Annotated in this window: 28 protein-coding genes; 13 read left to right on the forward strand and 15 right to left on the reverse strand. The window is 64.4% G+C overall.

Going from position 1 to position 25,631, the window contains the following annotated elements:
* Window positions 1-50: 50 nt before the first annotated feature.
* The 12 genes from RBA40_RS29150 to RBA40_RS29205 form a co-directional block, all read right to left on the reverse strand.
* On the reverse strand, window positions 51-1,157 hold the full coding sequence (locus tag RBA40_RS29150; protein ID WP_306652041.1) for an ABC transporter ATP-binding protein: 1,107 nt from the start codon (window positions 1,155-1,157) through the stop codon (window positions 51-53).
* A 2-nt stretch (window positions 1,158-1,159) separates the two neighbouring features.
* Entirely contained in the window at window positions 1,160-2,476 is a 1,317-nt protein-coding gene (locus tag RBA40_RS29155) for an MFS transporter (protein ID WP_306652043.1), read from the reverse strand.
* A 31-nt stretch (window positions 2,477-2,507) separates the two neighbouring features.
* Window positions 2,508-3,326, reverse strand: a complete 819-nt coding sequence (locus RBA40_RS29160) for a carbohydrate ABC transporter permease (protein ID WP_099874761.1) — start codon at window positions 3,324-3,326, stop codon at window positions 2,508-2,510.
* On the reverse strand, window positions 3,326-4,192 hold the full coding sequence (locus RBA40_RS29165) for a carbohydrate ABC transporter permease (RefSeq protein ID WP_306652045.1): 867 nt from the start codon (window positions 4,190-4,192) through the stop codon (window positions 3,326-3,328). Before RBA40_RS29165 ends, RBA40_RS29160 begins: the two co-directional genes overlap by 1 nt.
* A complete protein-coding gene (locus tag RBA40_RS29170) occupies window positions 4,192-5,448 on the reverse strand; it encodes an ABC transporter substrate-binding protein (RefSeq protein ID WP_306652046.1) in 1,257 nt (418 codons plus the stop codon). The genes RBA40_RS29165 and RBA40_RS29170 overlap by 1 nt, the downstream gene beginning before the upstream one ends.
* Window positions 5,449-5,464: 16 nt before the next feature.
* Window positions 5,465-6,475 (reverse strand): SIS domain-containing protein, encoded by a 1,011-nt coding sequence (locus RBA40_RS29175; RefSeq protein ID WP_306652105.1) that lies wholly within the window; start codon window positions 6,473-6,475, stop codon window positions 5,465-5,467.
* A complete protein-coding gene (gene nagA / locus RBA40_RS29180) occupies window positions 6,468-7,580 on the reverse strand; it encodes an N-acetylglucosamine-6-phosphate deacetylase (RefSeq protein ID WP_306628043.1) in 1,113 nt (370 codons plus the stop codon). Before nagA ends, RBA40_RS29175 begins: the two co-directional genes overlap by 8 nt.
* Window positions 7,577-8,311: a GntR family transcriptional regulator gene (locus RBA40_RS29185; protein WP_054266873.1), complete on the reverse strand. Its 735-nt coding sequence runs from the start codon at window positions 8,309-8,311 to the stop codon at window positions 7,577-7,579. The genes nagA and RBA40_RS29185 overlap by 4 nt, the downstream gene beginning before the upstream one ends.
* A gap of 2 nt (window positions 8,312-8,313) precedes the next feature.
* Window positions 8,314-9,186: a glucosamine kinase nucleotide-binding domain-containing protein gene (locus tag RBA40_RS29190; protein WP_306652048.1), complete on the reverse strand. Its 873-nt coding sequence runs from the start codon at window positions 9,184-9,186 to the stop codon at window positions 8,314-8,316.
* 292 nt (window positions 9,187-9,478) lie between these two features.
* Complete coding sequence (locus RBA40_RS29195; RefSeq protein ID WP_306652050.1) at window positions 9,479-10,381, reverse strand: head GIN domain-containing protein; 903 nt, start codon at window positions 10,379-10,381, stop codon at window positions 9,479-9,481.
* 253 nt (window positions 10,382-10,634) lie between these two features.
* The gene (locus RBA40_RS29200) at window positions 10,635-10,874 is read right to left on the reverse strand and encodes a hypothetical protein (protein ID WP_306652052.1); all 240 of its coding nucleotides are present in this window, start codon (window positions 10,872-10,874) and stop codon (window positions 10,635-10,637) included.
* A 147-nt stretch (window positions 10,875-11,021) separates the two neighbouring features.
* Window positions 11,022-11,270, reverse strand: a complete 249-nt coding sequence (locus RBA40_RS29205; protein ID WP_306652053.1) for a hypothetical protein — start codon at window positions 11,268-11,270, stop codon at window positions 11,022-11,024.
* A gap of 172 nt (window positions 11,271-11,442) precedes the next feature.
* Here RBA40_RS29205 and RBA40_RS29210 point away from each other — a divergent pair, with 172 nt between their 5' ends.
* From RBA40_RS29210 to RBA40_RS29260, 11 genes are all read left to right on the forward strand, one after another.
* The gene (locus RBA40_RS29210; protein WP_306652055.1) at window positions 11,443-12,360 is read left to right on the forward strand and encodes a LysR family transcriptional regulator; all 918 of its coding nucleotides are present in this window, start codon (window positions 11,443-11,445) and stop codon (window positions 12,358-12,360) included.
* Between the two features lie 313 nt (window positions 12,361-12,673).
* Window positions 12,674-12,859: a hypothetical protein gene (locus tag RBA40_RS29215; RefSeq protein ID WP_306628050.1), complete on the forward strand. Its 186-nt coding sequence runs from the start codon at window positions 12,674-12,676 to the stop codon at window positions 12,857-12,859.
* Between the two features lie 154 nt (window positions 12,860-13,013).
* The gene (locus tag RBA40_RS29220; RefSeq protein ID WP_306652056.1) at window positions 13,014-13,538 is read left to right on the forward strand and encodes a hypothetical protein; all 525 of its coding nucleotides are present in this window, start codon (window positions 13,014-13,016) and stop codon (window positions 13,536-13,538) included.
* An 18-nt stretch (window positions 13,539-13,556) separates the two neighbouring features.
* Window positions 13,557-15,206 carry an ExeA family protein gene (locus RBA40_RS29225; protein WP_306652058.1) on the forward strand — a complete coding sequence of 550 codons (1,650 nt, stop codon included), beginning with the start codon at window positions 13,557-13,559 and terminating at the stop codon, window positions 15,204-15,206.
* A 1-nt stretch (window position 15,207) separates the two neighbouring features.
* Complete coding sequence (locus RBA40_RS29230) at window positions 15,208-15,906, forward strand: general secretion pathway protein GspB (protein ID WP_306652060.1); 699 nt, start codon at window positions 15,208-15,210, stop codon at window positions 15,904-15,906.
* A gap of 62 nt (window positions 15,907-15,968) precedes the next feature.
* Entirely contained in the window at window positions 15,969-16,484 is a 516-nt protein-coding gene (mobB, locus tag RBA40_RS29235) for a molybdopterin-guanine dinucleotide biosynthesis protein B (RefSeq protein ID WP_306652062.1), read from the forward strand.
* Window positions 16,485-16,542: 58 nt separating this feature from the next.
* Entirely contained in the window at window positions 16,543-16,734 is a 192-nt protein-coding gene (locus RBA40_RS29240; protein WP_099874774.1) for a YjfB family protein, read from the forward strand.
* Between the two features lie 259 nt (window positions 16,735-16,993).
* Window positions 16,994-17,272, forward strand: coding sequence for a BufA1 family periplasmic bufferin-type metallophore (locus RBA40_RS29245; RefSeq protein ID WP_099874775.1), 279 nt, complete (start codon window positions 16,994-16,996; stop codon window positions 17,270-17,272).
* Window positions 17,273-17,295: 23 nt separating this feature from the next.
* Window positions 17,296-18,960 carry an MNIO family bufferin maturase gene (bufB, locus tag RBA40_RS29250; protein ID WP_306652064.1) on the forward strand — a complete coding sequence of 555 codons (1,665 nt, stop codon included), beginning with the start codon at window positions 17,296-17,298 and terminating at the stop codon, window positions 18,958-18,960.
* Window positions 18,961-19,088: 128 nt separating this feature from the next.
* A complete protein-coding gene (locus RBA40_RS29255) occupies window positions 19,089-19,610 on the forward strand; it encodes a hypothetical protein (RefSeq protein WP_306652065.1) in 522 nt (173 codons plus the stop codon).
* Between the two features lie 7 nt (window positions 19,611-19,617).
* Window positions 19,618-20,562, forward strand: coding sequence for an NTF2 fold immunity protein (locus RBA40_RS29260; protein ID WP_306652067.1), 945 nt, complete (start codon window positions 19,618-19,620; stop codon window positions 20,560-20,562).
* Window positions 20,563-20,627: 65 nt separating this feature from the next.
* Here RBA40_RS29260 and RBA40_RS29265 read toward each other — a convergent pair whose 3' ends face one another.
* The 3 genes from RBA40_RS29265 to fumC form a co-directional block, all read right to left on the reverse strand.
* Complete coding sequence (locus RBA40_RS29265) at window positions 20,628-20,912, reverse strand: DUF883 family protein (RefSeq protein ID WP_099882157.1); 285 nt, start codon at window positions 20,910-20,912, stop codon at window positions 20,628-20,630.
* Between the two features lie 159 nt (window positions 20,913-21,071).
* Window positions 21,072-21,305: an RNA-binding S4 domain-containing protein gene (locus RBA40_RS29270; protein WP_306652068.1), complete on the reverse strand. Its 234-nt coding sequence runs from the start codon at window positions 21,303-21,305 to the stop codon at window positions 21,072-21,074.
* Window positions 21,306-21,403: 98 nt separating this feature from the next.
* Window positions 21,404-22,795 (reverse strand): class II fumarate hydratase, encoded by a 1,392-nt coding sequence (fumC, locus tag RBA40_RS29275; protein ID WP_306652070.1) that lies wholly within the window; start codon window positions 22,793-22,795, stop codon window positions 21,404-21,406.
* 118 nt (window positions 22,796-22,913) lie between these two features.
* Here fumC and RBA40_RS29280 point away from each other — a divergent pair, with 118 nt between their 5' ends.
* Together RBA40_RS29280 and RBA40_RS29285 are read left to right on the forward strand one after the other, a co-directional pair.
* A complete protein-coding gene (locus RBA40_RS29280) occupies window positions 22,914-23,978 on the forward strand; it encodes a FimV/HubP-related protein (RefSeq protein WP_306652072.1) in 1,065 nt (354 codons plus the stop codon).
* A gap of 360 nt (window positions 23,979-24,338) precedes the next feature.
* The gene (locus RBA40_RS29285; RefSeq protein WP_306652074.1) at window positions 24,339-25,559 is read left to right on the forward strand and encodes an aspartate aminotransferase type Ic; all 1,221 of its coding nucleotides are present in this window, start codon (window positions 24,339-24,341) and stop codon (window positions 25,557-25,559) included.
* The last annotated feature ends 72 nt before the right edge of the window (window positions 25,560-25,631 follow it).

Here is a 25,631-nt window from a genome sequence, read left to right on the forward strand (position 1 = left end):
TATTGTTACATAAACTTCATTTTTGCACGCTGATTTCCGTGCGGACCGGTTCAGGCGCGCAAAAACGCGCGTCCGCGCGCGTCGAACAGATGGCAGTGCGCGCTCGGCAAATGCACCGCGATACGCTCGCCTGCGCGCAGCATGGCGCCGCCCTGCGGCTGGCGCAGCGCGATCAGGGCCGGGTCGCCTTCCATGCTGGCGTAGACGATGGTCTGGTCGCCCAGGTATTCGACATGGCCGACCACGGCGGCAATCATATTGACTTGCTGCGAACCGGCCGGCAGCACCGTCATGTGTTCGGCGCGGATGCCGAGCGTGACCTTGTCGTCGATCATGGCGTCGCCGCCATCGGCGTCGGCGTCGACCAGCGTGCCGTCGGCCAGGCGCACGCGCACGCCGAGGGCGCCGATATGCGCCACCCCGGCGGCGATGAAGTTCATTTTTGGCGCGCCCAGGAAGCCCGCGACGAACAGGTTGCCCGGATTGTTATACAGCTCGTACGGCGTGCCCACCTGTTCGATGTGCCCGCCGTTGATGACGACGATGCGCTCGCCCAAGGTCATCGCCTCGACCTGGTCGTGGGTCACGTAGATCATGGTGGTCTTGAGTTCCTTGTGCAGGCGGCTCAGCTCCACCCGCATCTGCACGCGCAGGCTGGCGTCCAGGTTCGAGAGCGGTTCATCGAACAAAAACACCTCGGGTTTGCGCACGATGGCGCGCCCGATCGCCACGCGCTGGCGCTGGCCGCCCGAGAGCTCCTTGGGCCGGCGCTGCAGCAGATGGGTGATCTGCAAGATCCCGGCGGCGCGCCCGACCTGCGCTTTCAGTTCTTCGCCCTTGTGGCCGGCCAGCTTGAGCGCGAACGCCATGTTCTCGAACACCGTCATGTGCGGATACAGCGCATACGACTGGAATACCATGGCCAGTCCGCGCTTGGCCGGGGCGATATCGTTGGCCAGCAGGGCGCCGATATGGAGCTCGCCGCCGCTGATTTCCTCCAGCCCGGCGATCATGCGCAGCAAGGTCGACTTGCCGCAGCCGGACGGCCCCACGAAGACCACGAATTCGCCGTCGGCGACGTCGAGGTCGATGCCGTGGATGATGGTCTGCTTGTCGTCGTAGCGCTTGACGACGCCCTTGAGGGTGACGGCGGCCATGCTTAGAGCGCCGTCGACGGCTTGGCGGCCGCAAGTTCGGCCTGCTGGCGTTCGCTGGCACTCATCGGAATGATTTGCGACAGTATCGCCACCGGCACCGCGGCCGCCAGCACCCACAGGAAGAAGTTCTGGTACCCGAGCGCGATCTGGATGTCGCCGCTGACCCATTTGAACAGCGAAAAGCCCAGCTGCATGATCCCGGTCGCGAACGCGTAGTGCGCGGTCTGGTATTTGCCCGGCGCGACCACCTGCATCATGTACAGAATCAGGCCGACGAAGCCGAAGCCGTAGCCAAACATCTCCACGCTGAGCGCCGCGCCGATCAGGGTCAGGTCGGTCGGCCGGGCGGTCGCCAGGAAGTAGAACACCAGGTTGGGCAGGTTCACCGCCAGGATCAGCGCCAGGATGGCGCGCTTGAGGCCGAGCCACGAGGTGAAGTAGCCGCCCGCGATACTGCCGATGACGAAGGCGACGGTGCCCGCGGTGCCGTACACGGCCCCCACTTCGGTGGTGCTCAGTCCCAGCCCGCCCAGCTCGCGCGCCTCGCGCAGGAACAGCGGGCCGATGGTCTGCACCTGCGCTTCGCCCGCGCGGAACAGGATGATGAACAGGACCGATACCCAGATGCCCGGCTTCTTGAAAAAGTCGATGATCACTTCCTTGAGCGTACGTGCAATCGCCTGCGCCGTGATGTCGGCGCTGGCCGGGTTCTTCGCCAGCGGAAGCGCCCAGCCGTTGTACAGGCCGAGCGTGATCATCATCGCCGCCAGGATGCAGAACACGATGGTCCAGGCCGAGGCCACGCCCATGGTTTTTTCGAAGTACCCGGCCAGCAGCAGCAGGCCGCCGGCCGAAATGAAGCGGCCGGCATTGAAGAAGGTGCCGGTCCAGCCGGCGTAGGCCGCCTGTTCCTTCTGCGTCAGGCTGGAGATGTACAAGCCGTCGCAGGCCACGTCGTGGGTGGCCGAGGAGACGGCGACCAGCGTGAGCATGACGACGCAGGCGGCAAACCAGAACGGCATGTGCAGCGCCACCGCCACCAGGCCAAGGCAGACGCCCCCGATCAGCTGGAAGCTGACCACGATGATCTTTTTGCTGCTCGCCAGTTCGAGGAAAGGACTCCACAGCGGCTTGAAGATCCACGCCGACATGATGGCCGCGGTCCAGTGGGCGATGTCGTCGTTGGCCACGCCCATGCTCTTGAACATCTGGCCGGCCACCAGTGCGACCGCGAAGAAGGGCAGGCCCTGCGCGAAGTACAGGCTGGGCACCCAGGTCAGCGGGCTGCGTTCTTTTTTAGTTGTTTTAGTGAGTTCCATCGACATCCTTGGGTGGGTTTTCTTGACAGCGTTACTTGACTGCGCCATCCATGCCGCGCATGAAGAAGCGCTGCGTGAACAGGAAGGCGGCCAGCGTGGGCAGGATCGTCAGCACGGTGCCGGCGGCGATCACGCGGGTACTGCTGCCGAAGGTGCCGCGCAAATACAGCACACCCACCGACAGCGGAAATTCATCGGGCTTGCTCATTACGATCGAGGGCCAGATGTACTCGTTCCAGGCTTCCACCGCAGTCAGGATGCCGACCGTGGCCAGCCACGGCGCAATCAGCGGCAGCATGATCTTGCTGAAGATGATCCACTCCGAGGCGCCATCGACACGGGCGGCATCGATCAGGTCTTGCGGCACTTCTTCAAAAGCCTGCTTGAGCAGCAAAATGGCCACTGCCGTGACCACGTTGGGCAGAATCACGCCGGTGTAGGTGTCCACCAGCGACAGCTTGGTGACGGTGATGAAGTTCACCAGAAAGTTCACTTCCGACGGCAGCACCAGGGTCGCAAGGATCACGCCGAACACCAGTTTGCGGCCGCGAAAGTGCATGCGCGCCAGCGGATAGGCTGCCATCGAACACAGTGCCAGCTTCCAGAACACGGTGCACACGGCGATCAGGACCGAGTTCTTGAAAAAGGCGAGAATCGGAATCGCGCGAAACACCTCCGCGAAGTTTTCCAGCGACGGCGCGCGTGGCCAGAACGTCGGCGGAAAGGCGAACACATTGCCTTCGGTCGAAATCGCCGTGACCAGCGTCCACCAGAACGGGAACACGCACACCACAGCCAGCACGCACAGGATCAGGTAATGGCCGAACGTGGCCAGCGAACGCGCGCGCATCAGCGGTGCTTCGGCTTGAGGTAGCGCAGGCACACCAGCGCGATACCGATACAGATGCTCGACACCACCAGGCTGGCGGCGAGCGCGCGCGGCAGCTTGAGGTGCTTGAGGCCCTGGTCGTAGGCGTAGTACAGGGCGGTAAAGGTCGAATTCATCGGCCCGCCCTGGGTCAGTACGTCCACTTCCTGATAGGCCTTCAGTGCGGCCAGCACCGACAGGATCGTGCACACGGCAATGGTTGGGCGCAGCATCGGCACGGTGATCTTCCAGAACTGCTGCCAGCGGTTGGCGCCGTCGAGCATGGCCGCTTCCTGCATGTCGGCGGGGATGGCCTGCAGCGCCGCCAGGTACATCACCATGTACCAGCCAAGGCCGCGCCACAGGGTGACGAACATGACGGCGAACAGCGCCAGGGTGTCGTCGGTCAGCCAGCCGATGGGCGCGTTCGCCAGGCGCAGCTGCATGAAGACGTAATTGAGCGTGCCCTGTTCGTGGAACATGAAGCCCCACATGATGCCGACCACCGACACCGTGGTCACCACCGGTACGTAGAAGGCGGCGCGGAACCAGCGGATGCCGGGCAGCTGGTTATTGACCAGCACCGCCAGCGCGATCGCGCCGATCTGCACGAACGGCACCATCACCAGAAACAGCAGCGAGTTTTTCAGGCCCGTGACGAACATCTCGTTATCGAAAATGTAGCGGAAGTTGTCCAGGCCGACGAACGACGTCGGCCGGATCAGGGAATAGTCGGTGAACGCGAGGAAGGAGCCGTAGGCCACCGGCCAGAACGAAAACACGGCCAGCAGCACCAGTGCCGGTGCCAGGAACATCCATGCCTGCAGGGTGTGGCGCCGTGTACTCATTAGTGCAGCCTCTGTTTGGACAGCTTCTTGTTCCAGATCGCCACGGCCTGGTCGAGCGCCTGCTGCACGTCCTGCTTGCCGGTGACGCCCGCTTCGACGGCCTTGACCAGCGAGCGCCGGAGTTCGTCGTAATCGTCGATACCGGCCACGTACAAGGTGTGCGAATGCGCCATCGAGCGCGCGCCGGCTTCCACGGCTTTTTCGGCCGCGCCGGCGTTGGCCGGCAGCGCCAGGAAGTAAGGATCGGCGGCCGCCCTGACGGTGGCGGGGAACACGCTGGCCTGTTTGGCAAAGGCCAGCTGGTTGGCGTCGCCGGTCAGGTACAGCGCGAACTTGCCCACCGCTGGAAGCAGCTTCGCGTCCACGCCCTTGGGTATCGCGAAATGAATCAGCCAGCCGCCATCGGCAATGCCGGTGGGGCCGAGCGGGGCCGGTGCCACGCTGGTGATGGCGTAGATATCCTTCGCGTCGTTCTGGATGCGTTTGAGTGCCGTCGGTGGCGCCAGCAGCATGCCCAGGCGCCCGCCCTTGTAGGCGTCGACCACGGCGGGGAAGTTATCTTCGGCGAACAGGTTTTCCTTGAGCAGGCCGCCGGCCTTGTAGGTCGCGGCGAGTTTCTGCACCAGCGCCACGTGCTGCGCCGAATTGAACACCGCCTTGCCATCCTTGATGACGGCCAGGCCCTGCCACATGAACAGGCCATCGATTTTCGACAGCGCCGGGGCGATGCCGGCCTTGCCGGTGCGCGCGGCGATCTGGCGCGCGAAGGCGAGCTGCTCGTCGAAGCTGCGCGGGCCGCGCGTCAGGCCCGCATTTTTGAAGATAGTCTGGTTGTAGGCGATCACGGCGACGTTGCTGTACATCGGGAAGCCGTAGGTCTTGCCCTTGAAGCGCAGGTCTTCCAGGGTACTCGGGATGTAGCTGGCTCTGGATGCGCCGAGCAGGGCGTCGACGGGCGTGAGCAGTTCGTCGCGCGCGTATTCGTCGGCCCAGGGCACGTTCAGGTTGACCAGCGCCGGCGGCGTGCCAGCCACGATGCGCGTGACCAGCTTGGTCTGGATGACATCCCACGGAAAGTCGATCCATTCGATCTTCACGCCCGGATTGGCGGCCTCGTAATTGCGCGCCACCGATTCGAAAAACGGCGTGAACTTGGGCTTCATGCTGAAGGTCCAGAACTCGATTTTGGTCTCGGCGGCGGCCGCCGAAGCCGCCAGCCCCAGTGCCATCAATGCCGTCAGTAGTATCGTTTTCATTGATGGCGCAGTCGCGTCAGTTGGTCTTGGTGACTTTGCTAAGGTGGCGCGGACGGTCCGGGTCCATGCCGCGCGCTTTCGACAATTGCGCCGCCATCACATAGAACGCCTGCACGGCGACGATCGGGTCGAGGTCCGGGGTGGCGGCGGTCGGCAAGGTCAGGTCGCGCTCGGGCACGTCGCCTGGCGCGGCCAGCAGCACGCGCGCGCCGCGGGTGCGCATTTCGGCCGCCAGCGCAATCAGGCCGGCCTGGGTCGGTCCGCGCGTTGCGAAAATGAGCAGCGGATAGCCGTCTTCGATCAAGGCCATCGGGCCATGCTTGATTTCGGCGCCGCTGAACGCTTCCGCCTGCAGGGCCGAGGTTTCCTTGAACTTGAGCGCCGATTCGAGCGCGATCGGAAAACTGATGCCGCGTCCGACCACCATGATGTTGCGGGCCGGCGTGAGCACTTCCAGCGCCGGCGACCAGTCCACCTCGGTGGCGCGGCGCAATGCCTCGGGCAGGGCGGCCAGGCCTTCGGTCAGTTCGGGGTCGTTCTGCCACTGCGCGACAAGGCGCGCACCGGCCACGAGGCTGGTGATGAAGCTCTTGGTGGCGGCCACGCTTTGCTCTTTGCCTGCGCGCAGCGGCATTGCCCATTCGGCGGCGGCGGCCAGGGGCGAATCGATATCGTTGACCAGCGCGATGGTGGTGGCGCCGCCGTCGCGGAAGTAGCGGATCGGTTCGACCACGTCCGGGCTCTGGCCCGATTGCGAAATGGCGATGGTGAGCGTGTCGCGCGTGACCAGCGGCGACTTGTACAAGGTCACCAGCGACATCGGCAGGGAAGCGACGATGCGGCCCATGCGCGCCATGATCAGATAGGCGCAGTAATTGGCGGCGTGGTCGGAACTGCCACGCGCCACCGTCAGCGCGGTGTTGAAGGTGGTGGTCCTCAGCTTGCGGCCCAGTTCCGCGTAGCGTTCGACGTCGTTTTCCAGTTGCAGGGCGACGCAGTCGGCGGCGGACATGGCTTCTTTAAGCATCAGTGAGGTCACACTTTTCTCCTTCGATATAGACAGCTTTGATTTTCAGGTCGCGGTCCAGGACCACCATGTCGGCAAACGTGCCCGGCGCCAGGCGTCCGCGTTCGGTTTCGCCGAGGTAGTCGGCGGCGTAGGTCGAGACCCGGTGCGAGGCGTCTTCCAGCGACAGGCCCAGGCTCACCAGGTTGCGCAGCGCCTGGTCCATGGTCAGGGTGCTGCCGGCCAGGGTGCCGTCGGGCAGGCGCACGCCGCCCATGCATTTCTGCACGCTGTGGCGGCCAAGCTTGTAGTCGCCGTCGGGCATGCCGGTGGCGGCGGTGGAATCGGTAACGCAGTACAGGTGCGGGATCGAACGCAGCGCCACCTTGATCGCGCCCGGGTGCACGTGCAGCAGGTCGGGAATCAGTTCGGCGTACTGCGCATGCGCCAGCGCCGCGCCGACCATGCCCGGCTCGCGGTGATGCAGGCCGCTCATGGCGTTGAACAGGTGCGTGAAACCGGCCGCGCCGTGCTCCAGCGCGGCCACGCCATCTTCGTACGAACCGAGCGTGTGCCCGATCTGTACCCGGATGCCGGCGTTACTGAGTTCCCGCACCAGGTTCAGGTGGCCAGCGATTTCCGGTGCCACGGTAATGAGGCGCATCGGCGCATAGCTGCCCAGCTGCTGCACTTCGGCCAGGGTGGCGGCGCGCGCGTAGTTCGGTTGCGCTCCCAGCTTGCCGGAGTTGATGTACGGGCCTTCCAGGTGCACGCCGAGGATGCGCGCCGCGCCTTGGCGGCGCGCGGCACAGGCGGCGCCGATGGCTTTCAGCGCGGCCGTGATCTCGTGCGGCGGGGCGGTCATGGTGGTGGCCAAGAGGCACGTGGTGCCGTGCTTTGCATGCATGGCGGCGATCACGTGGGGCGCGTCGCCGGCCTCCATGATGTCCTTGCCGCCACCGCCGTGCACGTGCAGGTCGATGAAGCCGGGGATGACGTAGTCGTCGCCGTTGACGGATGGATCGACCGCGCCCCCGCTGATGCTGGTCACGCGTTCGCCGAAGCTGATCGCGCCGTTGATCCAGCCGCTGGTGGTCAGGATATTGCCATTGATTGCATCGCTCATCGGCGCGACTCCGCTACGAATTCATAATAGTCACTGCGGCAGAACGAGTGGGTCAGTTCCACCGCCGCGCCGCTGTCCAGGTAACTCACACGGGTAATGTGCAGCATTGCCGCACCCGGGGCCAGGCCGGCCAGGCGCGCCTGCTCCGCATTGGCGTTGACGGCGCGGATATGCTGCAGCGCGCGCATCGGAATGGCGCCGCGTGCCTCGAGGTAGCCGTACAGCGAATCGGTCACGCCGTGCGGGTCGGGCATGTGGATGGCCGGGATGGTGGTCGTTTCGATCGCCATCACCACGTCGTCGGCGGTGCGCAGGCGGCGCAGGCGCGCCACCGGCATGTTCGGCGACAGGCCAAGCGAGAGCAGTTCCAGCGGGGCGGCCACGCCGATTTCGCGTTCGAGCCAGCGCGAGCCGGCGGTAAAACCGCGCTGGCTCAGTTCTTCCGAAAAGCTGGTCAGGCGCGACAGCGGCTGCTCCAGTTTCGGCGTGATGTAGGTACCGGAGCCGCGCCGGCGCGTCAGCATGCCGCGGTCGCACAGCATGTCGATGGCCTTGCGCGCGGTGACGCGCGAGATGTCGAGCATGTCCGAGAGCATGCGCTCGGACGGCAGCGCTTCGTTGGCGCGCCAGTCGCCGCTGGTGATGCCGGCCGATAGTTTGTTCGCCAGCTGCATGTACAGCGGGGTGACGCTGTCGGCGTCGGGCTTGAAATCGCTAAGCTGCGCAAGCATGGTTAGTGTCCTCTCACATGGAGTTCGATCATGCGCAGCGCGCCGCTGGCGGAGTCGCCCAGGGGAGCGACGCTGCGTGCCAGCAGGTCTGGCGGCAGGTAAGCGCGCAGCGGCGCGCCAAGGCCGCCGCACAGGGCCAGCGGCAGTTGTCCGGATGGGTCGAGCGCGTGCGCCATCAATGCCACTTCGCGCCCGGCGTCGGCCAGGATGGTGCGCGCGGTGTCGTTGTTGTCGGCATGGGCCAGCACCAGCGGGGCGAGCGAGGCAAAGACGGTCTGGGTGGCGCCGCCGATCCAGACCTGGATCGCGTTGCGTTCGCCGCCGCAGGCGTCGATCACCGCTTGCGCGAAGGCGCTGTGCGGCGCGCGGCCGTCGATGACTTTTTCGATGTGGGCGATGGCGCGCAGGCCCATCCAGCCGCCGCCGGCTTCGTCGCCGGTGGGGAAGCCCCAGCCGCCAACTTCGCGCAGGCTGCCGTCGGCCAGCAAAGCCTGGCCCACGCTGCCGGTGCCGATGGCGACGATGGTGCCCGGTTTGCCGCCGTGCGCGCCCATCAGCGTGGTGAAGCCGTCGTTCTCGAGGCGCAGGGCGCCGAAGCCCGGATCGGCTGCCACGAATTGTTCTGCCCACTGCGGATTGTGCACGCCGGCCAGGCCCAGGCCAACAGCGATGCTGGTGTTGGCCGGTGGCGCGATGCCGGCCGCGCCGAAGGCGGAGGCAATCGCCTCGGCGACCGAGTTCCACGCCTGCGCGATGCCCAGCGAGAGGCCCGACGGCCCGCCCTGGCCTTGTGCCAACTGGCTGCCGTCGGCGCGCGCCAGGCGCACCCTGGTACCGGTTCCACCGCCATCGACGCCGATGAGATATTCGATCATGTGTGTTGTTGTCCGGGTTCTGAAATGGGGAAGGTGTGGGCACTATATGATCGCCCAACCACCTTGTCAACAGGTATTTAAGTGGTATTATAAAATACCGAATTGGCATTGGGCGGAGAGCGTCAAAAAATTCGCCAAGTCGCTGTTTTATAAGGACTTTTAAAATGAATCGAATGGTATTAATGCGGTTGTAAATTAGTGCCAATTTGGTATGGCCGCGCAGGCACGTGGACGTAAACGCAACGTGGGCACCATCGGTGCCCACTGCGCTGCAAAACCGTGCCGGCGGCGTCTAGTGGTTCGACGTGCTCGCGCCTTTGCGGTCATAGTGCATCAGTTGCGCGGCGGCGCTGGCGTTCGGCTTGACCCGCACTTCGGCACTGCCCGATCCGCGCACGCTCACGCTGGCCTGTTGCGCCACCAGGTTTTCGCCGTCGACGCTGCCCGAGCCGCTCAGGTCCGCGGTGAGTGCGCCGACGGTACCTTCGATGTCGATCTCGCCGGAACCGGCCACCACCAGGCGTGCCTTGTCGGCGCGCAGCTGCTTGACCGTCAGCTCGCCCGAGCCGTGGACTTCACCGAGGAATTGACCGGTGCCGCCCGGAACGCAGGCTTCGCCCGAGCCGCGCAGCACGGCGCTGCTGCGTTCGACCGTCAGGCCGCACGCTTCGATGTCGCCCGAGCCGTGCGCGTCGACCTGCAAGGCGCGCGCGGCGCCAGCGAGTTTGACGTCGCCCGAGCCTTTCATGGTCAGGTTCAGCTTGCCGGTTTTGAGCTGGTACACATCCACGTCGCCCGAGCCGCTCAGGTGCATTGCGAACTGCTCGCCTTCGACCTGGCTGAGCGACACGTCGGCGCTGCCCGAATTGGCCAGGCTGCGCAGGCCGGGCACCACGATGGTGATGATGGCGCGCTCGTCGTCGTTGAAGCTGATGTTGATGCCGCTGCGCGAACGCGGGCGCACGATCAGGGTGTCGCCCTTGACGATGGTTTCGATACGGTCCAGTTCCTTGCGTTGGCCCGACAGTTCGAGCGCTTGCGTACCCTGGCCGGTAATCACCACTTTATAAGGGCCGGACAGTTCGACCGCATGGAAGGGGGCGACCTTGCGCACGTCGGAGACGGTCTCGGCATGGCTGGCCGCGGCGGCGCAGAGCAGGGTGGCGAAGGTGGCTTGCTTGAGTATGGTTGTCATGGCGTGTCTGCCGCTGGGCGGCGTTGAGTTCGGAACATGAACAATACGGCCAGGTGCGCGGGCGCGCGAGCGAAAATCGACAGATGGTCGAATCGGCGGCTTGAACGGTCGGGATGAGGGAATGGCAGGAAACGGCGAGGCGGGGAGGTCGGAAAACCCGAGGGGGCGTCAGGTTTTCCGGTTTGACAGGTACTGCGCAGGTTACTACGGCGCACGGTCGGGGGCGGACCGTGCGATTGGGGCTCGTACTGTATTAGTTCTTGTACTGTTCCAGCTGGACGGCGAAGGCGGTCTTGTAGTTCTTGACGAACTGGACGGCTTCAGCGCTGACATCGCTGCTGCTGCGCGACTGGTTGATGGTCACGGCTGGCACGCTCAGGCTCGATGCGGCGGCTGCGGAAACCGCGGTGCTGGCGGCAGGTGCGTCGGCGGCAAAGGCGGAACCGGTCAGGACCAGGGCTGCTACGGCGGTAAACAATGTCGATGCGTTCATAATATTTCTCCAGTATTAGGTCAACGTCGCGATTGTCTGCGGCGGTAAGAGCGGTGCTCTTTGAATAAGGTCAGTGTATTGCGTCTGATTGATCCGAAAAAGGTCGATTGACGCAATGCACAATTGCGGAATTCGCAATAATCAAGCTCAGTTCTTGGACATGTCCAACTGATTGGACAGCGTCGGGCGCGCATTCTTGGCCGCTTCCACGGCTTCGGCGCGCACTTCGGCGCGGGTGCGGCTCGATGGGGCCGACAGTTCAGGCACATTCAGGCGGGTGGCGCTGATGCTGCTTGCAGCAGCGCTCACACTCGCATTGGCCACCGGTGCGTCGGCAGCAACAGCGGAACCAGCAACGAACACAGCAACAGCAGCAACGAAAGACAATGATTTCATGGTGTTTCTCCAGTAATTGAGTGAACGTCGCTCGGTTGCGGCGTTGACGAGTTGCCTGTTTGCGTTTGCTCGTCCATGTGAAGCAGTCTATACGTTGCGCTATCCGCAAAAAAGGCGAATAATCGCAATGCAACGTTGCGCTATCGGGGATAATCCACAATCGGGAGGCGGGATGGACAGGCTTCAATCAATGCGCGTGTTCGCCAAAGTCGTGGAGCAGGGCAGCTTTGCCCGCGCGGCGCAGGCGCTCGATATGTCCAATACCGTTGTCACGCGCAATGTCGCCGACCTCGAAGCCCATCTTGGCACGCGCTTGCTCAACCGTACCACGCGCAAACTCTCGCTCACCGAAACCGGCAAGCAGTACCTGGAGCGCGTGCGCCAGATCCTGGCCGATATCGACGACGCCGACGCGGTCGCATCCTCCTCGGCGCGCAAGGCCAGCGGCACGCTGCGCATCTACTGCCATCCCGGCTTCGGCCAGTACCAGCTGGCCCGGCTGCTGCCCCTGTACGCGGCCACCGTGCCGGACGTGGTGCTCGACGTCAGCCTGGCCGATCATTCGGTCGATATCGTCGAGGAGGGATTCGACGTCGGCATTTACATGGGCTTGCAAAAATTCGATTCGAGCCTGATCGCGCGCCGCCTGGCCACCTCCAACGTGGTGCTGTGCGCCTCGCCCGAGTACATTGCCCGGCGAGGCGAGCCGCTCACGCCGGTCGACGTGTCCTCGCACGATTGCCTCAATTTCGCCTTCGAGCAGCTGCGCCACAGCTGGCCCGTGAAATGGGAAAACAAGCAGGTCGACGTGCCGATCACGGCGCGCGTGGTGTCGAATAATATTTCGGTGCTGCGCCAGGCGGCCATTGCCGGCATGGGAATCATGGTGCGCTCCTCGCTCACGCTGGAGGATGACCTGAGCAGCGGGCGCCTGGTGCAACTGCTCAAGGGCCACCACCTGGGCCAGATGTCGCTCTCGCTGGTGTATCCGAGCCGGCGCCTGCTCTCGTACAAGGTGCGCAGTTTCGTCGATTTCATGACGGCCCAGTTTCCGCGTCCGGAAAGCGATCCCTGGCTCGCGCATATGTAAGCACCTTGAGCCGTTTCTTTCTTGCCACACCCGCTGACAATTTGTTCATTGATGTCAATTCCCTGTGCTATATTTCTAGTCGGAATTTAGTGATTCCAGAGTGGCATCTGTAATATGCTTTCTGGCAAATTTTACAAAAACAAGATGTTTTACGGGCACTCGCTGTCCATCTCGAAAGCCCGCTCCGTGCGGGCTTTTTTTCGTCGGCAAACTTTGCTCCGGGTAGCGAAATCGCGCCGGGCAGTGTCATAATGCGACGATGTGAGAACAACCGAGGTTTATTCGCTCCGCTCACGGAACAAAAGGAGGAATAATGATCCGCTATATGGGCACGCGACAGAACGACGACGGTGCCATCGTATATGTGTTTATTATCAACGGTTTGCAGAAGGAAATTCGCGAGCACGCGCTCAAGCAGTATCCCGGCTGTTACGAGATGCTGCCCGCTGCTGCCAAGCAAAAAATCGCTGCGAACCGCAACTGGCTGTCCAAGCTATAGAATCGTTATCAGGAGATTGCAATGAGTAAAGCGCAAGACAGTAAAAAAGAATCGAAAAAAGAGCCGGCCAAGTCGGTAAAAGAGAAAAAGGAACAAAAGAAGGTCAAGAAGGAAGAGCGCGCGCGTCAGTAAGCACGCGGGCCTCGGAGGTCGGATGCGCCTGGCGATCGGTTCGGAACAGGTTTCCCCGGCAGCGGAGCGCTTGCGGGCACTGCTGGCGCGAAGCTGCGCCCTGGCGTTGCTGGCCGCTCCCGCCGCCGCCCAGGCCGCGCCATCGACCTTCGGTCCCGTCATCGGCAGCGCCATCCTGTGCCGCAGCCAGCTCGACAATGCCTACTTCCACGATTATCTGGTGAGTGCCTTCGGCCCGTCGTACAAGCACGAGGGCGGCGCCTACTGGTTCAAGGCCGACGGCACCTTGTGGGGCGCGCCGGTGACCGACATCATGATCAGCGACGATACCAGCGAAGTGGTGTTCGTTGCCGCCGTGGCCGACACCACGCCCGACAAGCTCGAAGAGTCGATCCGCAATGCCGTGGGCGTGCGCCATGTGTCGATGGACAACTCGCAGTATCCCGTGCGCGCGTCCAATCCTGGCAGCAAGATCGTCTACTTCAAGACCAAGTCCAAGATTTACTGCGCCAAATACAAGCCGCTACCCGTCGGCAGCCAGCGGTGATGCACTTCCAGGGAATCCATGTATAAGCAATTCTTCAGCCTGAAGCAATCACCGTTTTCGATCGCCCCCGACCCGCGCTACCTGTACATGAGCGAACGCCACCGCGAAGCGCTGGCGCACCTGCTCTATGGAGTTGGCAGCGGCGGCGGCTTCGTGCTGCTGACCGGCGAGATCGGCGCCGGCAAGACCACCGTGTGCCGCTGCTTCATCGAGCAGATTCCGGCCGATTGCCGCCTGGCTTACATCTTCAATCCCAAGCTGACGGTGGAAGAATTGCTGCTGTCGATCTGCGACGAGTTCCGCATCGACCTGCCGCCAGCGCCGGCCGGGGCCGTGAGCGTGAAGAGCTATGTGGACGCCATCAACCGCTACCTGCTGGCCAGCCACGCGCAGGGCAAGAACAATGTGCTGATCATCGACGAGGCCCAGAACCTGTCGGCCGACGTGCTCGAACAGCTGCGCCTGCTGACCAATCTGGAAACGAGCGAGCGCAAGCTGCTGCAGATCATCCTGATCGGCCAGCCCGAGCTGCGCGCGATGCTGGCCCGGCCCGAACTCGAACAGCTGGCCCAGCGCGTGATCGCGCGCTATCACCTCGGTTCCCTTACCGAAGCGGAGACCGCCAGCTATATCGCGCACCGCCTGGCGGTGGCCGGCGGCGGCTCGTCGCGGCCATTTCCGCGTTCGGTGATGCCGCAGGTATTCCAGCTATCCCAGGGCGTGCCGCGCCGCATCAACCTGCTGTGCGACCGCGCGCTGCTCGGCGCGTACGTCGAAAACAGCCGCGAAGTGACGCGCACTATCCTGCGCCGCGCCGGCAGCGAAGTGTTTTCCGGTGGTGCCAATCCGCCCGCGCCGAAAAAGCGCTGGCCGGCCATCGGGGCCGGGGTGGCCGCCGCAGCCGTGATCAGCGCTGCCGCCGCGTGGCAGATGCGCCCGTCCGCGCCGGCGCTGCAGGCTGCCGCCCCCGTGGCGGTGGCGGCCACCGTGCTCGCGGCGGCGCCGCAGTCGAGGGCGGCGCCGGCGGCAAGCGCGCCACCAGTGGCGAGCACGCCACGGGTCGCGGTCACGCCGCTGGCGCACGCGAGCGAGCAGGAGGCGCTGCGCCCCCTGGCGGCTCTGTGGGGCGTGGCCCTGCCGGCCGGCGCGACGTGCGACGATGTGCTCAAGCTGAACCTGCGCTGCCATCAGAGCAAGGGCGGACTGTACGAATTGCGCCTGCTGGACCGTCCGGCCATCCTCACCCTGCGCGACGGCGCGCAGGTGAGCTATGCGCTGCTGACCGGCATGGACGACACCCACGCGCGCCTGAGCGTCGATGGCAAGGAGCAGAAGATCGACATCGGCGCGCTCGCCACGCGCTCGGACGGCAGCTTCGTGACCCTGTGGACGATGCCGCGCTACTACCGCGACCAGGTCAGCGCCGGGGAGCAGGGCGCCGATGTCGACTGGATCGCCTCGCGCCTGGCCAAGATCAACGGCCTGGTGCCGCCCGCTGCGGACCGGCCGCTGAGCGGCCAGACGGTGGAATTGCTGCGCACCTTCCAGACCCGGCAGAATCTCAAGGCGGACGGCGTGGCCGGTCCGCGCACCTACATGCGCCTGAACCAGCTGACCGGCGTGGCCGAGCCGCGCCTCCTGGCCGCCAGCGCAACGGGGAAACCATAAGATGTCGTATATTCTCGAAGCCCTCAAGAAAGCCCAGGCCGAACGCCAGATCGGCAGCGCGCCGACCATTCACGCCGTGCCGCTCCATGGTGGTGAGCCGGAACGTGACGGCGCCGGCGCCAGGCCGCTCGTGATCGGGCTGGCGCTGCTCGCGCTTGGCGCCGCCGGGGCGGCCGTGTATGCCTGGCGGCAGCCGGCTGCGCCGGCGCCCGTGGTGCAGGCTGCCGCGCCGGCTGCCGCCCCGGTCGCTGCCATTCCGGCTCCCGCACCCGCACCCGTGCCCGCGCCAGCACCCGACGCGGTTGTCATGCCCATGGCGGAAGCGCCACCGCGCAAGAGCGAACCGGTCAAGGTCGCCGTGGCCGAGCCTGTCGCCAAACCCGAGCGGGTCAAGAAGGCTGAACCAGTCAAGCCTGCGCCGACGAAAGATGACGTGGCCAAGGCCGACATAGCACCTCCCGCGCCGGAAGAGAAGCTGCGCACCCTGCGCGAGTTGCCAGAAGCGCTGCAGCACGAGATTCCGCCGATCGCGGTTGGCGGCTACATTTACTCCAAGAATCCGGCTGACCGTCTGTTGCTCATCGATAAGGTGCTGCGCCGCGAAGGCGATGAAGTGGCGCCCGGCTTGGTGCTTGAAAAATTATTGCCCAAGGCGGCCGTCATGAAATACAAGGGCGAACGCTACCGCCATCCGTATTGACGCCTTTGTAGTTTGTATAATGGCGCACTTACTTGTCTCACTCTACGGCGGAAAGGCCGCGCATGCACAATCTACTGGGTGTGATCGGCTGGTCCGGCAGCGGTAAGACGACCTTGCTTGAAGTACTGGTCGGCCAGCTGGCGGCCGATGGCCTGCGCATCAATGTCGTCAAGCACAGCCACCATGACGTGATGCTCGAACCGCCCCACAAGGATAGCGCGCGCCTGCGTCTGGCCGGGGCGGCGCAGGTGATGATCGCCTCGCCGTTTCGCGTGGCGGTCATCCGCGAACTGCGCGGCGAGCCCGAACCGACCCTGGCCGATCAGCTGGCGCTGCTGGGCCCGGCCGACCTGACCCTGGTCGAAGGCTATAAATGGGAAGCCATTCCCAAGCTGGAAGTGCAGCGCCCGTCGCTGGGCCATCCGGCGCTGTATCCGAACGATCCGCATATTGTCGCCGTGGCATCGGATGAGCCCCGGCCGGATGATCTGCCCGGCAACCTTGCCTGGCTCGACCTGAATGCGCCGGCCACGGTACTGGCCTGGCTCAAGCAAAGAATTAATTCGCCGCAAGCCTAAAGTATGGGAGCAGGCTGCCGTTACCATCCGTGATAGCCATCAAAACGGGAGAACTCTCATGGATGTTTCAGGAATCGCCTCACTGGCAACCAGCATGGCCCAGACAGGTATCAAGCAGGAAGTCGGCTATGCCGTCTTGAAAAAAGCGCAACAGATGGAAGGCCAGGTCGCTGCCCAGCTGATCGACGCGCTGCCGAAAAGCCCGCGCTTGCCGTCGAACCTCGGCAACACGATCAATACGACTGCCTGAGCCGCGCCTGTCAGGGCGCTGCCTGCTGAACAGAAATTCGCTGTCCGCGCGGCAGGAGCCTGGCTCCGCCGCGCCGCGGCACGCCGCCCGGCGTCCTCCAGTCGAAGGAGGGGCCGGGTTTTTTACGTTAGAATCGGCTGCGGCATGGGGAAAGTTGTAAGGAACTGAAAAGCGCGCGCGGTAATCGCACGGCCGGCTTTACAATCGCCCCCGAGCTGGCAATTCCGGTTTCACTTCCATATTCTCAAGGAGATTCACGATGAACAAACGTCAAGCCCTGATCGCAGCCGCCCTCGCCGGCATGTACGCGGTATCCTCCGGCGCGGCCGCGCACGAACCCGGATCGATGGCCAAGGTCGACAAGGCCGAGAAAGAGAAGTGCTACGGCATCGCCAAGGCCGGCCAGAACGATTGCGCCAGCGCCAACGGCTCGCATTCGTGCTCGGGCCAGTCGACCGTCGACAAGGCGCCGGAAGAGTGGAAATACGTGGCCAAGGGCACCTGCGAAAAAGCCGGCGGCAAGCTGACCGGCAAGTAAGGGCAAGTAAGGACAAGTAAGCTGTGACGGGCGGGGCCTTACCGGTCGATCTTCCAGCCGGTCCCGCCTCGCCGGGCGCCGGGGTCGGCTTGCGCGCTCCGCATTACCGTCAATTTCTCGAGCAGCGGCCCGCGGTCGGCTGGCTTGAGGTTCATACCGAAAATTTTCTCGACCGCGCGGGCTGGGACTGGCATGTACTGCAGGAACTGCGCCGCGATTATCCCATCAGCCTGCATGGCGTCGGTCTCGGACTGGGCTCGGCGCGCGGCTTTTCATCGTCCCACCTGGAACGCGTGTGTGCGCTGGTCGAGCGGGTCGAGCCCATGCTCGTGTCCGAACACCTGTGCTGGGGCGCCGTGGCCGACCGCCAGCTCAACGACCTCTTGCCCATGCCGCTCAGCCGGGCTGCGCTCGACCTGCTGTGCCAGCGGGTGGAGCAAGTGCAGGACCGGCTGCATCGCCGCATTTTGCTGGAAAATGTCTCCACTTACGTGCGGTTTCGCGACGATGCGATGAGCGAGGCCGAATTCATGGCCGAACTGGCCAGCCGCACCGGCTGCGCGCTGCTGCTCGATGTGAACAATCTCTACGTCAATCAGTGCAACCACGGCGAGGACGCGCTGGCGGCGATCGCGGCCATCGCGCCCGGCAGCGTGGGCGAAATCCACCTGGCCGGCCATCTGGTGACGCCGCAGGCCGTGATCGACCATCATGGCGACGTGGTGGCCGAGCCGGTATGGGCGCTGTACCAGGCGGCGCTGGCGCGCTTCAGGCGCCTGCCGACCCTGATCGAATGGGATACCGACGTGCCCGCGCTCGACGTGCTGCTGGGCCAGGCGCGCCGTGCGCAGCAGATCGCCAGCGCCTACCCGCTGCTGGGCGCCGCCAACCCGTGGCGCGGCCGCCATGCCCAGCCACTGGCATCGGACCATCTGGCCGCAACCCAGCAGCAGTTCGCGGCGGCCCTGTTCGACCATGCCGGGGAGGGCGCCGCGCTGGCGCAATTGAAGGGCGGCGCCAACACGCACCGCTTCGGCCTGTACCGCGGCAACCTGACCGTCACCTGGAACAAGACCTTGTCGGCGGCCTGTCCGGTGCTGCGCCAGCTGGTCGGCGAGGAATTTTTCGGCGGACTGACGCGCGCTTACGGCATGGCCAACCCCTCGCTCGACGCCGACCTGAACCGCTTCGGCGCCGGCTTCGCCCGCTTCCTCGACGGTTTTCCGCACATTGCCGATTATCCTTACCTGCCCGACATGGCGCGCCTGGAATGGGCCTTGCACCGCGCGCATTACGCGCCTGACGCCGACCCCATCGGCGCCGATGCGCTCGCCGTCCTCACGCCCGAGGCCTTCGAGAACGCGCGCTACGCGCTCCATCCCGCCTGCAGCCTGATCGCGTCGCGCTGGGCGGTGGTGCCGCTGTGGCAAGCGCATCAGCCGGGCAGCGGTGTCGATTTCCCTTCAGTTATGGATTGCCCCAGCGCAGCCCTGGTGGCGCGCCCGCGCTGGAAGACGGAACTGGTGGCGCTGAGTCCGGCGCATGCCGGCGCCCTGGCCGCCCTGGCCGGCGGCTATACGATGGGTGAGGCGCTCGACGCCGCGTTCGCCCTCGACGAGCAATTCGATATCGGGGCGCATCTGGCGCAGTGGATCGCGCTCGGCATCCTGTTGGCGCCGCCCGGCTGAGCGAACCGCCGCCGGGCGCAGCCGGCTTGCCGCTGTGCGGAACACACGAATTTTTCCCGCGTCCACGCGCACGCCAGAAGCGTTGCGTTTTACTCAAGCTATAATCATCCTTTATATCGATTTTATTCATGTCCATGAGCGCTGATCAAGCAATCGACGAATACCTGAGCAATGGCAATATCGTTACCACCGCGGTAGGAACCGTGCTGCTTTCCCCGGAAGCGCGGCGGGCGATCTACAAGCGCCTGGTCAATGAGCCGGCGGCACCCTACCACGTCCTGCTGACCCAGATGCTGGCGGAAGAAGTGAAGTTCCGCACCTGGATATCGGAAGAGATCGTGCAGGACGACATGAATTACTACGAAGGCATCTACCAGTGCGCCTTCCTGCTCTACCGTGTCGGCGATGTGCGCGATACCCTGCCACTCTGGGAAGCCAAGTACATCAATATGGATGTGGGAAGTTCGATGGGCGCCGAGTATTTTGTCGGTGCCGGGCTGGAGCAGACCCTGGCATTTCTGGCAAGCTCGCCTGTGCCGCAAGCGGCTGAGATTGCGGAATATCTGCACGGCTGGTTCGACCAGCCGGGCGCCATTACCTGGCAGGAAGCATGGGAGCGGGAACGCGCATCGAATATAGCCTGCGCCTGAGCCGGCCATGCTCGACGTCCCCGCGCACCCGCGTTTCCTCGACTTCAAGGACCAGTCGTTCAGCGGCGACGACATTGCCTTCCTGCTCACCAAACCTTCGATCCGCGGCCTGACCTTCGCCGGCTGCGATATCGGCGACGAGGCCGTGCGCGCCCTGTGCGCGCTGCCCAGGCTGGAACGCCTGTGGCTGGGCGCGAGCGCGGTAACCGATGCCGTGCTGTCCGATATCGCGCGGGTTCCGGCCCTGAACTGGCTGGTGCTCGACCATACCGGCATCACCGGTGCGGGCCTGGCGGCATTTGCCGGTCATGCCGCATTGCGCACCTTGTCGCTGCGCCATACCCGGGCAAATGATGCCTGCATGCAGCACATTGCCCGCATCCCGCAGCTGTCGCACGTGGCCCTGCATGGCAGTGCCGTCACGCCCGAGGGCATTCTTGCGCTGGCGACCCACCCGACCGTGCGTCCCGGCATTGACGACGCATTCGAGCCCGCATTGGCCGATGCATTCCTGCGCGAACAACGCCGCCTCGCCAGCCGTACCCCGCCCGGTTTCGTGCCCGCCGCCGGGGAGGAGCGGGCCGTCCTCGACGTGCTGCACGGCTTTTGGGAGGCGATCAGCGCCTGGGAAACCCAGCTCGCGCTCGATCACAAGGAGACGCCCGGCGTGGAGGATTGGCGCGAGCCGGCCTGCTCGGCCATTTTCGATCGCTTCTGCACGCCCAAGGGCCGCACATTCGGGCGCCCGAACGCACTTAGCTTCAGCACGCCACCCGAATACCAGGGGCAAACCATGCTGGACGTGGAATGGCTGTCGGCACGCAAGGTTTGCGTGTATGCGCGCGACCGCCACGGCAAGCAAAGCCGCTTCCTGCTGTTGAAAAAGGGCAGCGCCTGGCTGCTCGATCACAAGCAGCAATTGTTCGACGGGTGGACGAGGGCGTATTTGTAGCCGCGCGCAGGACGCGCATCGGCGGGCGGTACCAGCGGCGTCCGCGAATGACGCCGCTGGGTTGGTTAATGAAACGCGCGCATGATGCGCGCTTCGCCGGACAGATCGGCGTTTTCCACGTTGGCGGCACGGGTCGCTTCGATCATGCGCCCGAGCTGCTCATCCTCAAACCTGGCTAGTTCTTCGGTGGCCGCGTTCAGTGCCAGCGCCAGCTTGGCCCTGGCACTGCGGTATAACACGCTGGTGTACTGATCCGTGTTCTTCAGCAATTCCTCCGCATTTTCGATCACGAGACGCAGGTCGCCGATCAGTCGTTCTTGGGTTTGCTGGTTTTCTTCAGGGTTATCCATGGTGGCCACCTTGAATCGGTTAATCACGTCTTAGAATATAAACAAAGCAAGAGTTTTCGTGTTTGTCGCGCCGCAAGAAGCGCTGCGGCGCGGCTTGTCTCTGCTCAGCATATTTCTAATATTGCCCGATTACAAGGAGATTGTTCTGCGCTGGCGCAATCAGGCGCCGTCCGTTCCGCTGCTGCGCACGCTGATGCGCACATCGCCGATGCCGACCACCTGGCCATCGCGGATCTTGGCCGTCTTGCGCAATTCTTTCTTGCCGTCGACCGATACCACGCCCGTGGCGACCAGGTTCTTGCCCGCGCCGCCGCTGTCGCACAGGCCCGTCAGTTTCAGTAACTGGTTCAGTTCGACGAACTCGCCTGTCAGGTCAAAAGAGACTTTCTGCATTTACCGCTCGTCCTAAAAAATAATGTAAGAACCGCAGTGTGGCGGCATCGGCGCGGCGCGTCAACGACAAGGTCGGCGTCGGACGCGCCGCCCCGCGATCACAGTCCGGGCCGGGTCATGTCGAGCGGCACAATCCAATCCTGGAACTGTTGTTCCGTAACAAAGCCGAGCGCCAGCGCCGCCTGTTTCAGGGTGGTGCCGTCGTGCTGCGCCTTCTTGGCGATCTGGGCCGCGCGGTCGTAGCCGATGTGCGGCGCCAGCGCCGTCACCAGCATCAGCGAGCGCTCCATCAGCTCACCGATCCGTTCGCGGTTCGGCTCGATCCCGTGCGCGCAGTGCTCGTTGAAGGAGCGCATGCCGTCGGCCAGCAGGCGCGCACTTTGCAGGAAGTTATGGACGATCATCGGCTTGAACACGTTCAGCTCGAAGTTGCCCGAGGCACCGCCCATGGTAATGGCGACATCATTGCCGAATACCTGGCAGCACAGCATGGTGAGCGCCTCGCACTGGGTCGGATTGACCTTGCCCGGCATGATCGAACTGCCCGGCTCGTTTTCGGGAATGCTGATTTCGCCCAGGCCCGAGCGCGGGCCGGACGCCATCCAGCGCACGTCGTTGGCGATTTTTGTCAAGGCCGTGGCCAGGGTTTTCAGGGCGCCGTGGGTGCCCACCAGCGCGTCGTGACCGGCCAGGGCGGCAAACTTGTTGGGCGCGGTCTTAAAGCTGATGCTGGTGCGCGAGCCGATTTCGGCCGCGATGCGCCCCGCGAAATCCGGGTGGGCATTCAGGCCCGTGCCGACCGCCGTGCCGCCGGCGGCCAGTTGCAGCAGGCCGGGCAGGGTGGACTTGATGGCATGCTCCGAGTATTCCAGCTGGGCCACATAGCCCGAGAATTCCTGTCCCAGGGTCAGCGGCGTGGCATCCTGCAGGTGGGTGCGGCCGATCTTGACGATGTCGGCGAAGTCGCGCGCCTTCATTTCCAGCGTGCCGCGCAGGCGCGCCAGGGCTGGCAGGAGCGACTGCACCACGGCCTGGGCCGCCGCCACGTGCATTGCGGTCGGAAAGATATCGTTGGACGACTGGCCCATGTTCACATGGTCGTTCGGGTGCAGCAGGCGGCCTTCGCCGCGCGCGCCGCCCACCAGTTCGGACGCGCGGTTGGCCAGCACCTCGTTCATGTTCATATTGCTTTGCGTGCCGGAACCGGTCTGCCACACCACCAGCGGGAACTCGTCCGGATGGCGCCCGTCGAGGACTTCGTCGGCCGCCTTGACGATGGCATCGGCCTTGTCCGCGGGCAGCAGGCCGAGCGAGCGGTTGACGGCGGCGGCCGCGCGCTTGACCTGGGCCAGCGCGGCCACCAGTTCGGGCGCCATGCGCTCGGTCGAGATGGCGAAGTGCTCCAGCGAGCGCTGCGTCTGCGCGCCCCACAAGCGCTCTGCCGGTACCGCGATCGGGCCAAAACTGTCTTTCTCGATTCTTGTTTCCATTTAGCTACCTGTTTATTTGGGACTGGGGGTTAAAGAGTTTATCGCAGCGTACGTTAATTACGGCAGGGCTACAGATTTCACTGGGTCCGCCGTCATTAGCTGAGCAACATTACCATATATGCACCATTCTGGAATCATCCGGCTGGTCCGGTCCTGCATTACCCCGATCCTCGCCTTGCTGCTGGCCGGCGCGCTCACCTGCGCCCATGCGGCCGAGCTGGGCGAGGTTCAGGTGCGCTCGTACATCGGGCAGCCGCTGGTGGCCGACATCGAACTGACCGCGCTGGCCGAGCCCGGCTCTAGCGTACAGGTACGGCTGGCCGATCCCAATGTGTGGCGCGGCGCCAATGTGCGCATGCATCCGGTGCTGTCGAACCTGACCCTGTCGGTGATGCGGCGCGACGGCCGCCAGTTCCTGCACATCACCTCGGTCAATCCGGTCGAGGGCGATTATGTGCACCTGTTTCTCACGCTTGCCGAAGGCGGCAAGCGCGAAGTGCGCGCGGCCACCTTGTGGCTGAGCCAGGATCCGCAGCCGGCGCCGCCACCGCCGCCGCCGCCGCCAGCTCCCATTCCCGCTCCGGTTCCTGTTCCAGCGCCGGCATCGGTATCCGCGCCCGCGCCAGCGCGAACGGTGCGCGCCGCTCCGGCTGTCGTCGCCCCGGTGGCGCCGCGCCCGGTGCGCGTATTGCAGCTGCCATCGGCACCGGCATCCTGTCCCCAGCAGTTCAGCGATGAACAGATCAAGCTCTGCGCCGCGCTCGACCACAAGAATGGCGTACTGACCGCCCAGATTGTTGAACTGGAAGAAAAGGTCAAGCTGCTGCAATTGGCCATCGAAAACAAGAGCGCGGCGGCGAGCAGTCGCACCGACGCGGCCAGCACGCCGCCGCCCGTCCTCTCGCGTGCCGCCCTGGCCAAAAAGAATGCCGAAGCGGCCAAGAAAGGGGAGGGCTTGCCCTGGATGCTGATCGGCGCTGCCGCGGCCGGCGTGCTGCTCGTGATCGGGCTGGCCGTCTGGTTCCTGCTGCGCCGCCGCAAGCGCAAGGCGGCACTTCCCGCCGAGGCTGCCGAGGCCCCGGCCGTGCCGAAAACGGGCATGTTCGCCAGGCTGGCCGCACGCTTCAAACGCAAGCCCAAGGCAGCTGCGCCGGTGGCACAGGTGGAGCCCGACGCCGGCTGATTTCGTTGCATATACCAAAATGTTGTAAAAAAGACCCGCACGCGCACGAAGTCGTCTACACAAGTTGAAAAACTGCGCTATACTGATTTCCGTGGTCCTGCGGGACTGCACAAACGGGCCCAGGATCTGGCGCAGCCACCAACGATAGCGTGGCGCGGCTAGCAGATAATCGTTGAAGAAACGCCTGTCCCCGGAAGCGGTCCGCCAGCCAACGATGCGCTTGCGGACGCCGGATGCAACCGGCACGAGGCGACACCAGGAGATACCTGGTGATCGCTCTCCAGAATTCTTTCCTCCCCCCAGCGATCAATTTGCCTTCGGGCTATACTCTTCAGTGATCCCATCACTGAAGGCAAGCTCATGACGACGGCAACACACTCAGCACAAGCCCAATACGACTTGTTCCGCCAGCGCGGACTCAAACTCGACATGTCCCGCGGCAAACCAGCGCCCGAACAGCTCGACCTCTCCAACGATCTGCTTGACGCCTTGCCCGGCTTCAGTGCGGCCGACGGTACCGACGCCCGCAATTACGGCCTGGGCGTGGGCCTGCCGGAAGCGCGCGCGCTGTTTGGCGACTTGCTTGCGCTGCCGGCCGCGCAGGTGGTGGTCGACAGCAGCGCCAGCCTGTCGCTGATGCATGACGTGATCGTCTACGCACTGTTGAACGGCGTGCCGGGCGGACAGCCCTGGGTCGGCCAGCAGCCGGTGTTTTTGTGCCCGGTGCCGGGCTACGACCGCCATTTCTCGATCTGCGAAGCGCGCGGCATCAAGATGATCAACGTGCCGCTCAACGACGACGGACCGGACATGGATATCGTCGAGCAGCTGGTGGCGAACGACACCAGCATCAAGGGCATGTGGTGCGTGCCCAAGTACAGCAACCCGTCGGGCACGGTGTATTCGGATGAGGTGGTGCGCCGCCTGGCCGCCATGAAGACGGCCGCGCCGGACTTTCGCCTGATGTGGGACGACGCCTATCGCTTTCATCACCTGACGGACGAGAACGTGCGGATTGCCGAGATCGTCGCCGAATGCGCCAGCGCCGGCAATCCGGACCGGGCGATCGTGTTCGCATCGACGTCGAAGGTGAGCTGGGCTGGGTCGGGCATTGCTGCGCTGGCGTCGTCGCCGGCCAATATCGCCTGGTGGACGCGCCATGCGGGTATCCGCAGCATTGGCCCGGACAAAATCAATCAGCTGCGCCATGTGCGCCTGCTCAAGGATGCGGCCACCGTGGAAGCGCTGATGACGCGCCACGCGGCGCTGCTCAAGCCCAAGTTCGATGCGGTGCTGGCGCAGTTCGGCGCGCACCTGGGCGATGTGGCGGGGGTGTCGTGGACGGTGCCGAAGGGCGGATATTTCATCGATCTGGTGACGCCGCCGGGTGCGGCGAAGAAGACGATTGCGCTGGCGAAGGAAGCGGGGATTACGCTCACGCCGGCTGGCGCTGCGTATCCGTACGGGGTCGATCCCGAGGACAGCCATATCCGGATTGCGCCGAGTTTTCCGTCACTGCCGGAGATTACCCAGGCGGCGGAGGGGATTGCGCTGGCGTTGAAGGTGGCCGTGGCTGGTTGATTAACATTCCCCCCGTCGTCTCTGGCGATGCCAGAGACGACGGGGGGCGGGACGCTCGCGAACGACGAATAA

It is taken from the genome of Massilia pseudoviolaceinigra (assembly GCF_030846505.1).
GTDB lineage: Bacteria > Pseudomonadota > Gammaproteobacteria > Burkholderiales > Burkholderiaceae_D > Telluria_A > Telluria_A violaceinigra.

What these genes read in the sequence shown, in the direction of transcription:
- RBA40_RS29280 (WP_306652072.1), top strand. Translation starts at nt 22,914, where the DNA reads ATGCACCATTCTGGAATCATCCGGCTGGTCCGGTCCTGCATTACCCCG.
- RBA40_RS29270 (WP_306652068.1), bottom strand. Translation starts at nt 21,305, where the DNA reads ATGCAGAAAGTCTCTTTTGACCTGACAGGCGAGTTCGTCGAACTGAAC.
- RBA40_RS29205 (WP_306652053.1), bottom strand. Translation starts at nt 11,270, where the DNA reads ATGAAATCATTGTCTTTCGTTGCTGCTGTTGCTGTGTTCGTTGCTGGT.
- RBA40_RS29190 (WP_306652048.1), bottom strand. Translation starts at nt 9,186, where the DNA reads ATGATCGAATATCTCATCGGCGTCGATGGCGGTGGAACCGGTACCAGG.
- RBA40_RS29160 (WP_099874761.1), bottom strand. Translation starts at nt 3,326, where the DNA reads ATGCGCGCGCGTTCGCTGGCCACGTTCGGCCATTACCTGATCCTGTGC.
- RBA40_RS29285 (WP_306652074.1), top strand. Translation starts at nt 24,339, where the DNA reads ATGACGACGGCAACACACTCAGCACAAGCCCAATACGACTTGTTCCGC.
- RBA40_RS29155 (WP_306652043.1), bottom strand. Translation starts at nt 2,476, where the DNA reads ATGGAACTCACTAAAACAACTAAAAAAGAACGCAGCCCGCTGACCTGG.
- RBA40_RS29260 (WP_306652067.1), top strand. Translation starts at nt 19,618, where the DNA reads ATGCTCGACGTCCCCGCGCACCCGCGTTTCCTCGACTTCAAGGACCAG.
- RBA40_RS29245 (WP_099874775.1), top strand. Translation starts at nt 16,994, where the DNA reads ATGAACAAACGTCAAGCCCTGATCGCAGCCGCCCTCGCCGGCATGTAC.
- RBA40_RS29185 (WP_054266873.1), bottom strand. Translation starts at nt 8,311, where the DNA reads ATGCTTGCGCAGCTTAGCGATTTCAAGCCCGACGCCGACAGCGTCACC.
- RBA40_RS29230 (WP_306652060.1), top strand. Translation starts at nt 15,208, where the DNA reads ATGTCGTATATTCTCGAAGCCCTCAAGAAAGCCCAGGCCGAACGCCAG.
- RBA40_RS29175 (WP_306652105.1), bottom strand. Translation starts at nt 6,475, where the DNA reads ATGCTTAAAGAAGCCATGTCCGCCGCCGACTGCGTCGCCCTGCAACTG.
- RBA40_RS29170 (WP_306652046.1), bottom strand. Translation starts at nt 5,448, where the DNA reads ATGAAAACGATACTACTGACGGCATTGATGGCACTGGGGCTGGCGGCT.
- fumC (WP_306652070.1), bottom strand. Translation starts at nt 22,795, where the DNA reads ATGGAAACAAGAATCGAGAAAGACAGTTTTGGCCCGATCGCGGTACCG.
- nagA (WP_306628043.1), bottom strand. Translation starts at nt 7,580, where the DNA reads ATGAGCGATGCAATCAATGGCAATATCCTGACCACCAGCGGCTGGATC.
- RBA40_RS29265 (WP_099882157.1), bottom strand. Translation starts at nt 20,912, where the DNA reads ATGGATAACCCTGAAGAAAACCAGCAAACCCAAGAACGACTGATCGGC.
- RBA40_RS29165 (WP_306652045.1), bottom strand. Translation starts at nt 4,192, where the DNA reads ATGAGTACACGGCGCCACACCCTGCAGGCATGGATGTTCCTGGCACCG.
- RBA40_RS29225 (WP_306652058.1), top strand. Translation starts at nt 13,557, where the DNA reads ATGTATAAGCAATTCTTCAGCCTGAAGCAATCACCGTTTTCGATCGCC.
- RBA40_RS29210 (WP_306652055.1), top strand. Translation starts at nt 11,443, where the DNA reads ATGGACAGGCTTCAATCAATGCGCGTGTTCGCCAAAGTCGTGGAGCAG.
- RBA40_RS29240 (WP_099874774.1), top strand. Translation starts at nt 16,543, where the DNA reads ATGGATGTTTCAGGAATCGCCTCACTGGCAACCAGCATGGCCCAGACA.
- RBA40_RS29215 (WP_306628050.1), top strand. Translation starts at nt 12,674, where the DNA reads ATGATCCGCTATATGGGCACGCGACAGAACGACGACGGTGCCATCGTA.
- RBA40_RS29220 (WP_306652056.1), top strand. Translation starts at nt 13,014, where the DNA reads ATGCGCCTGGCGATCGGTTCGGAACAGGTTTCCCCGGCAGCGGAGCGC.
- RBA40_RS29200 (WP_306652052.1), bottom strand. Translation starts at nt 10,874, where the DNA reads ATGAACGCATCGACATTGTTTACCGCCGTAGCAGCCCTGGTCCTGACC.
- RBA40_RS29195 (WP_306652050.1), bottom strand. Translation starts at nt 10,381, where the DNA reads ATGACAACCATACTCAAGCAAGCCACCTTCGCCACCCTGCTCTGCGCC.
- RBA40_RS29150 (WP_306652041.1), bottom strand. Translation starts at nt 1,157, where the DNA reads ATGGCCGCCGTCACCCTCAAGGGCGTCGTCAAGCGCTACGACGACAAG.
- RBA40_RS29255 (WP_306652065.1), top strand. Translation starts at nt 19,089, where the DNA reads ATGTCCATGAGCGCTGATCAAGCAATCGACGAATACCTGAGCAATGGC.
- mobB (WP_306652062.1), top strand. Translation starts at nt 15,969, where the DNA reads ATGCACAATCTACTGGGTGTGATCGGCTGGTCCGGCAGCGGTAAGACG.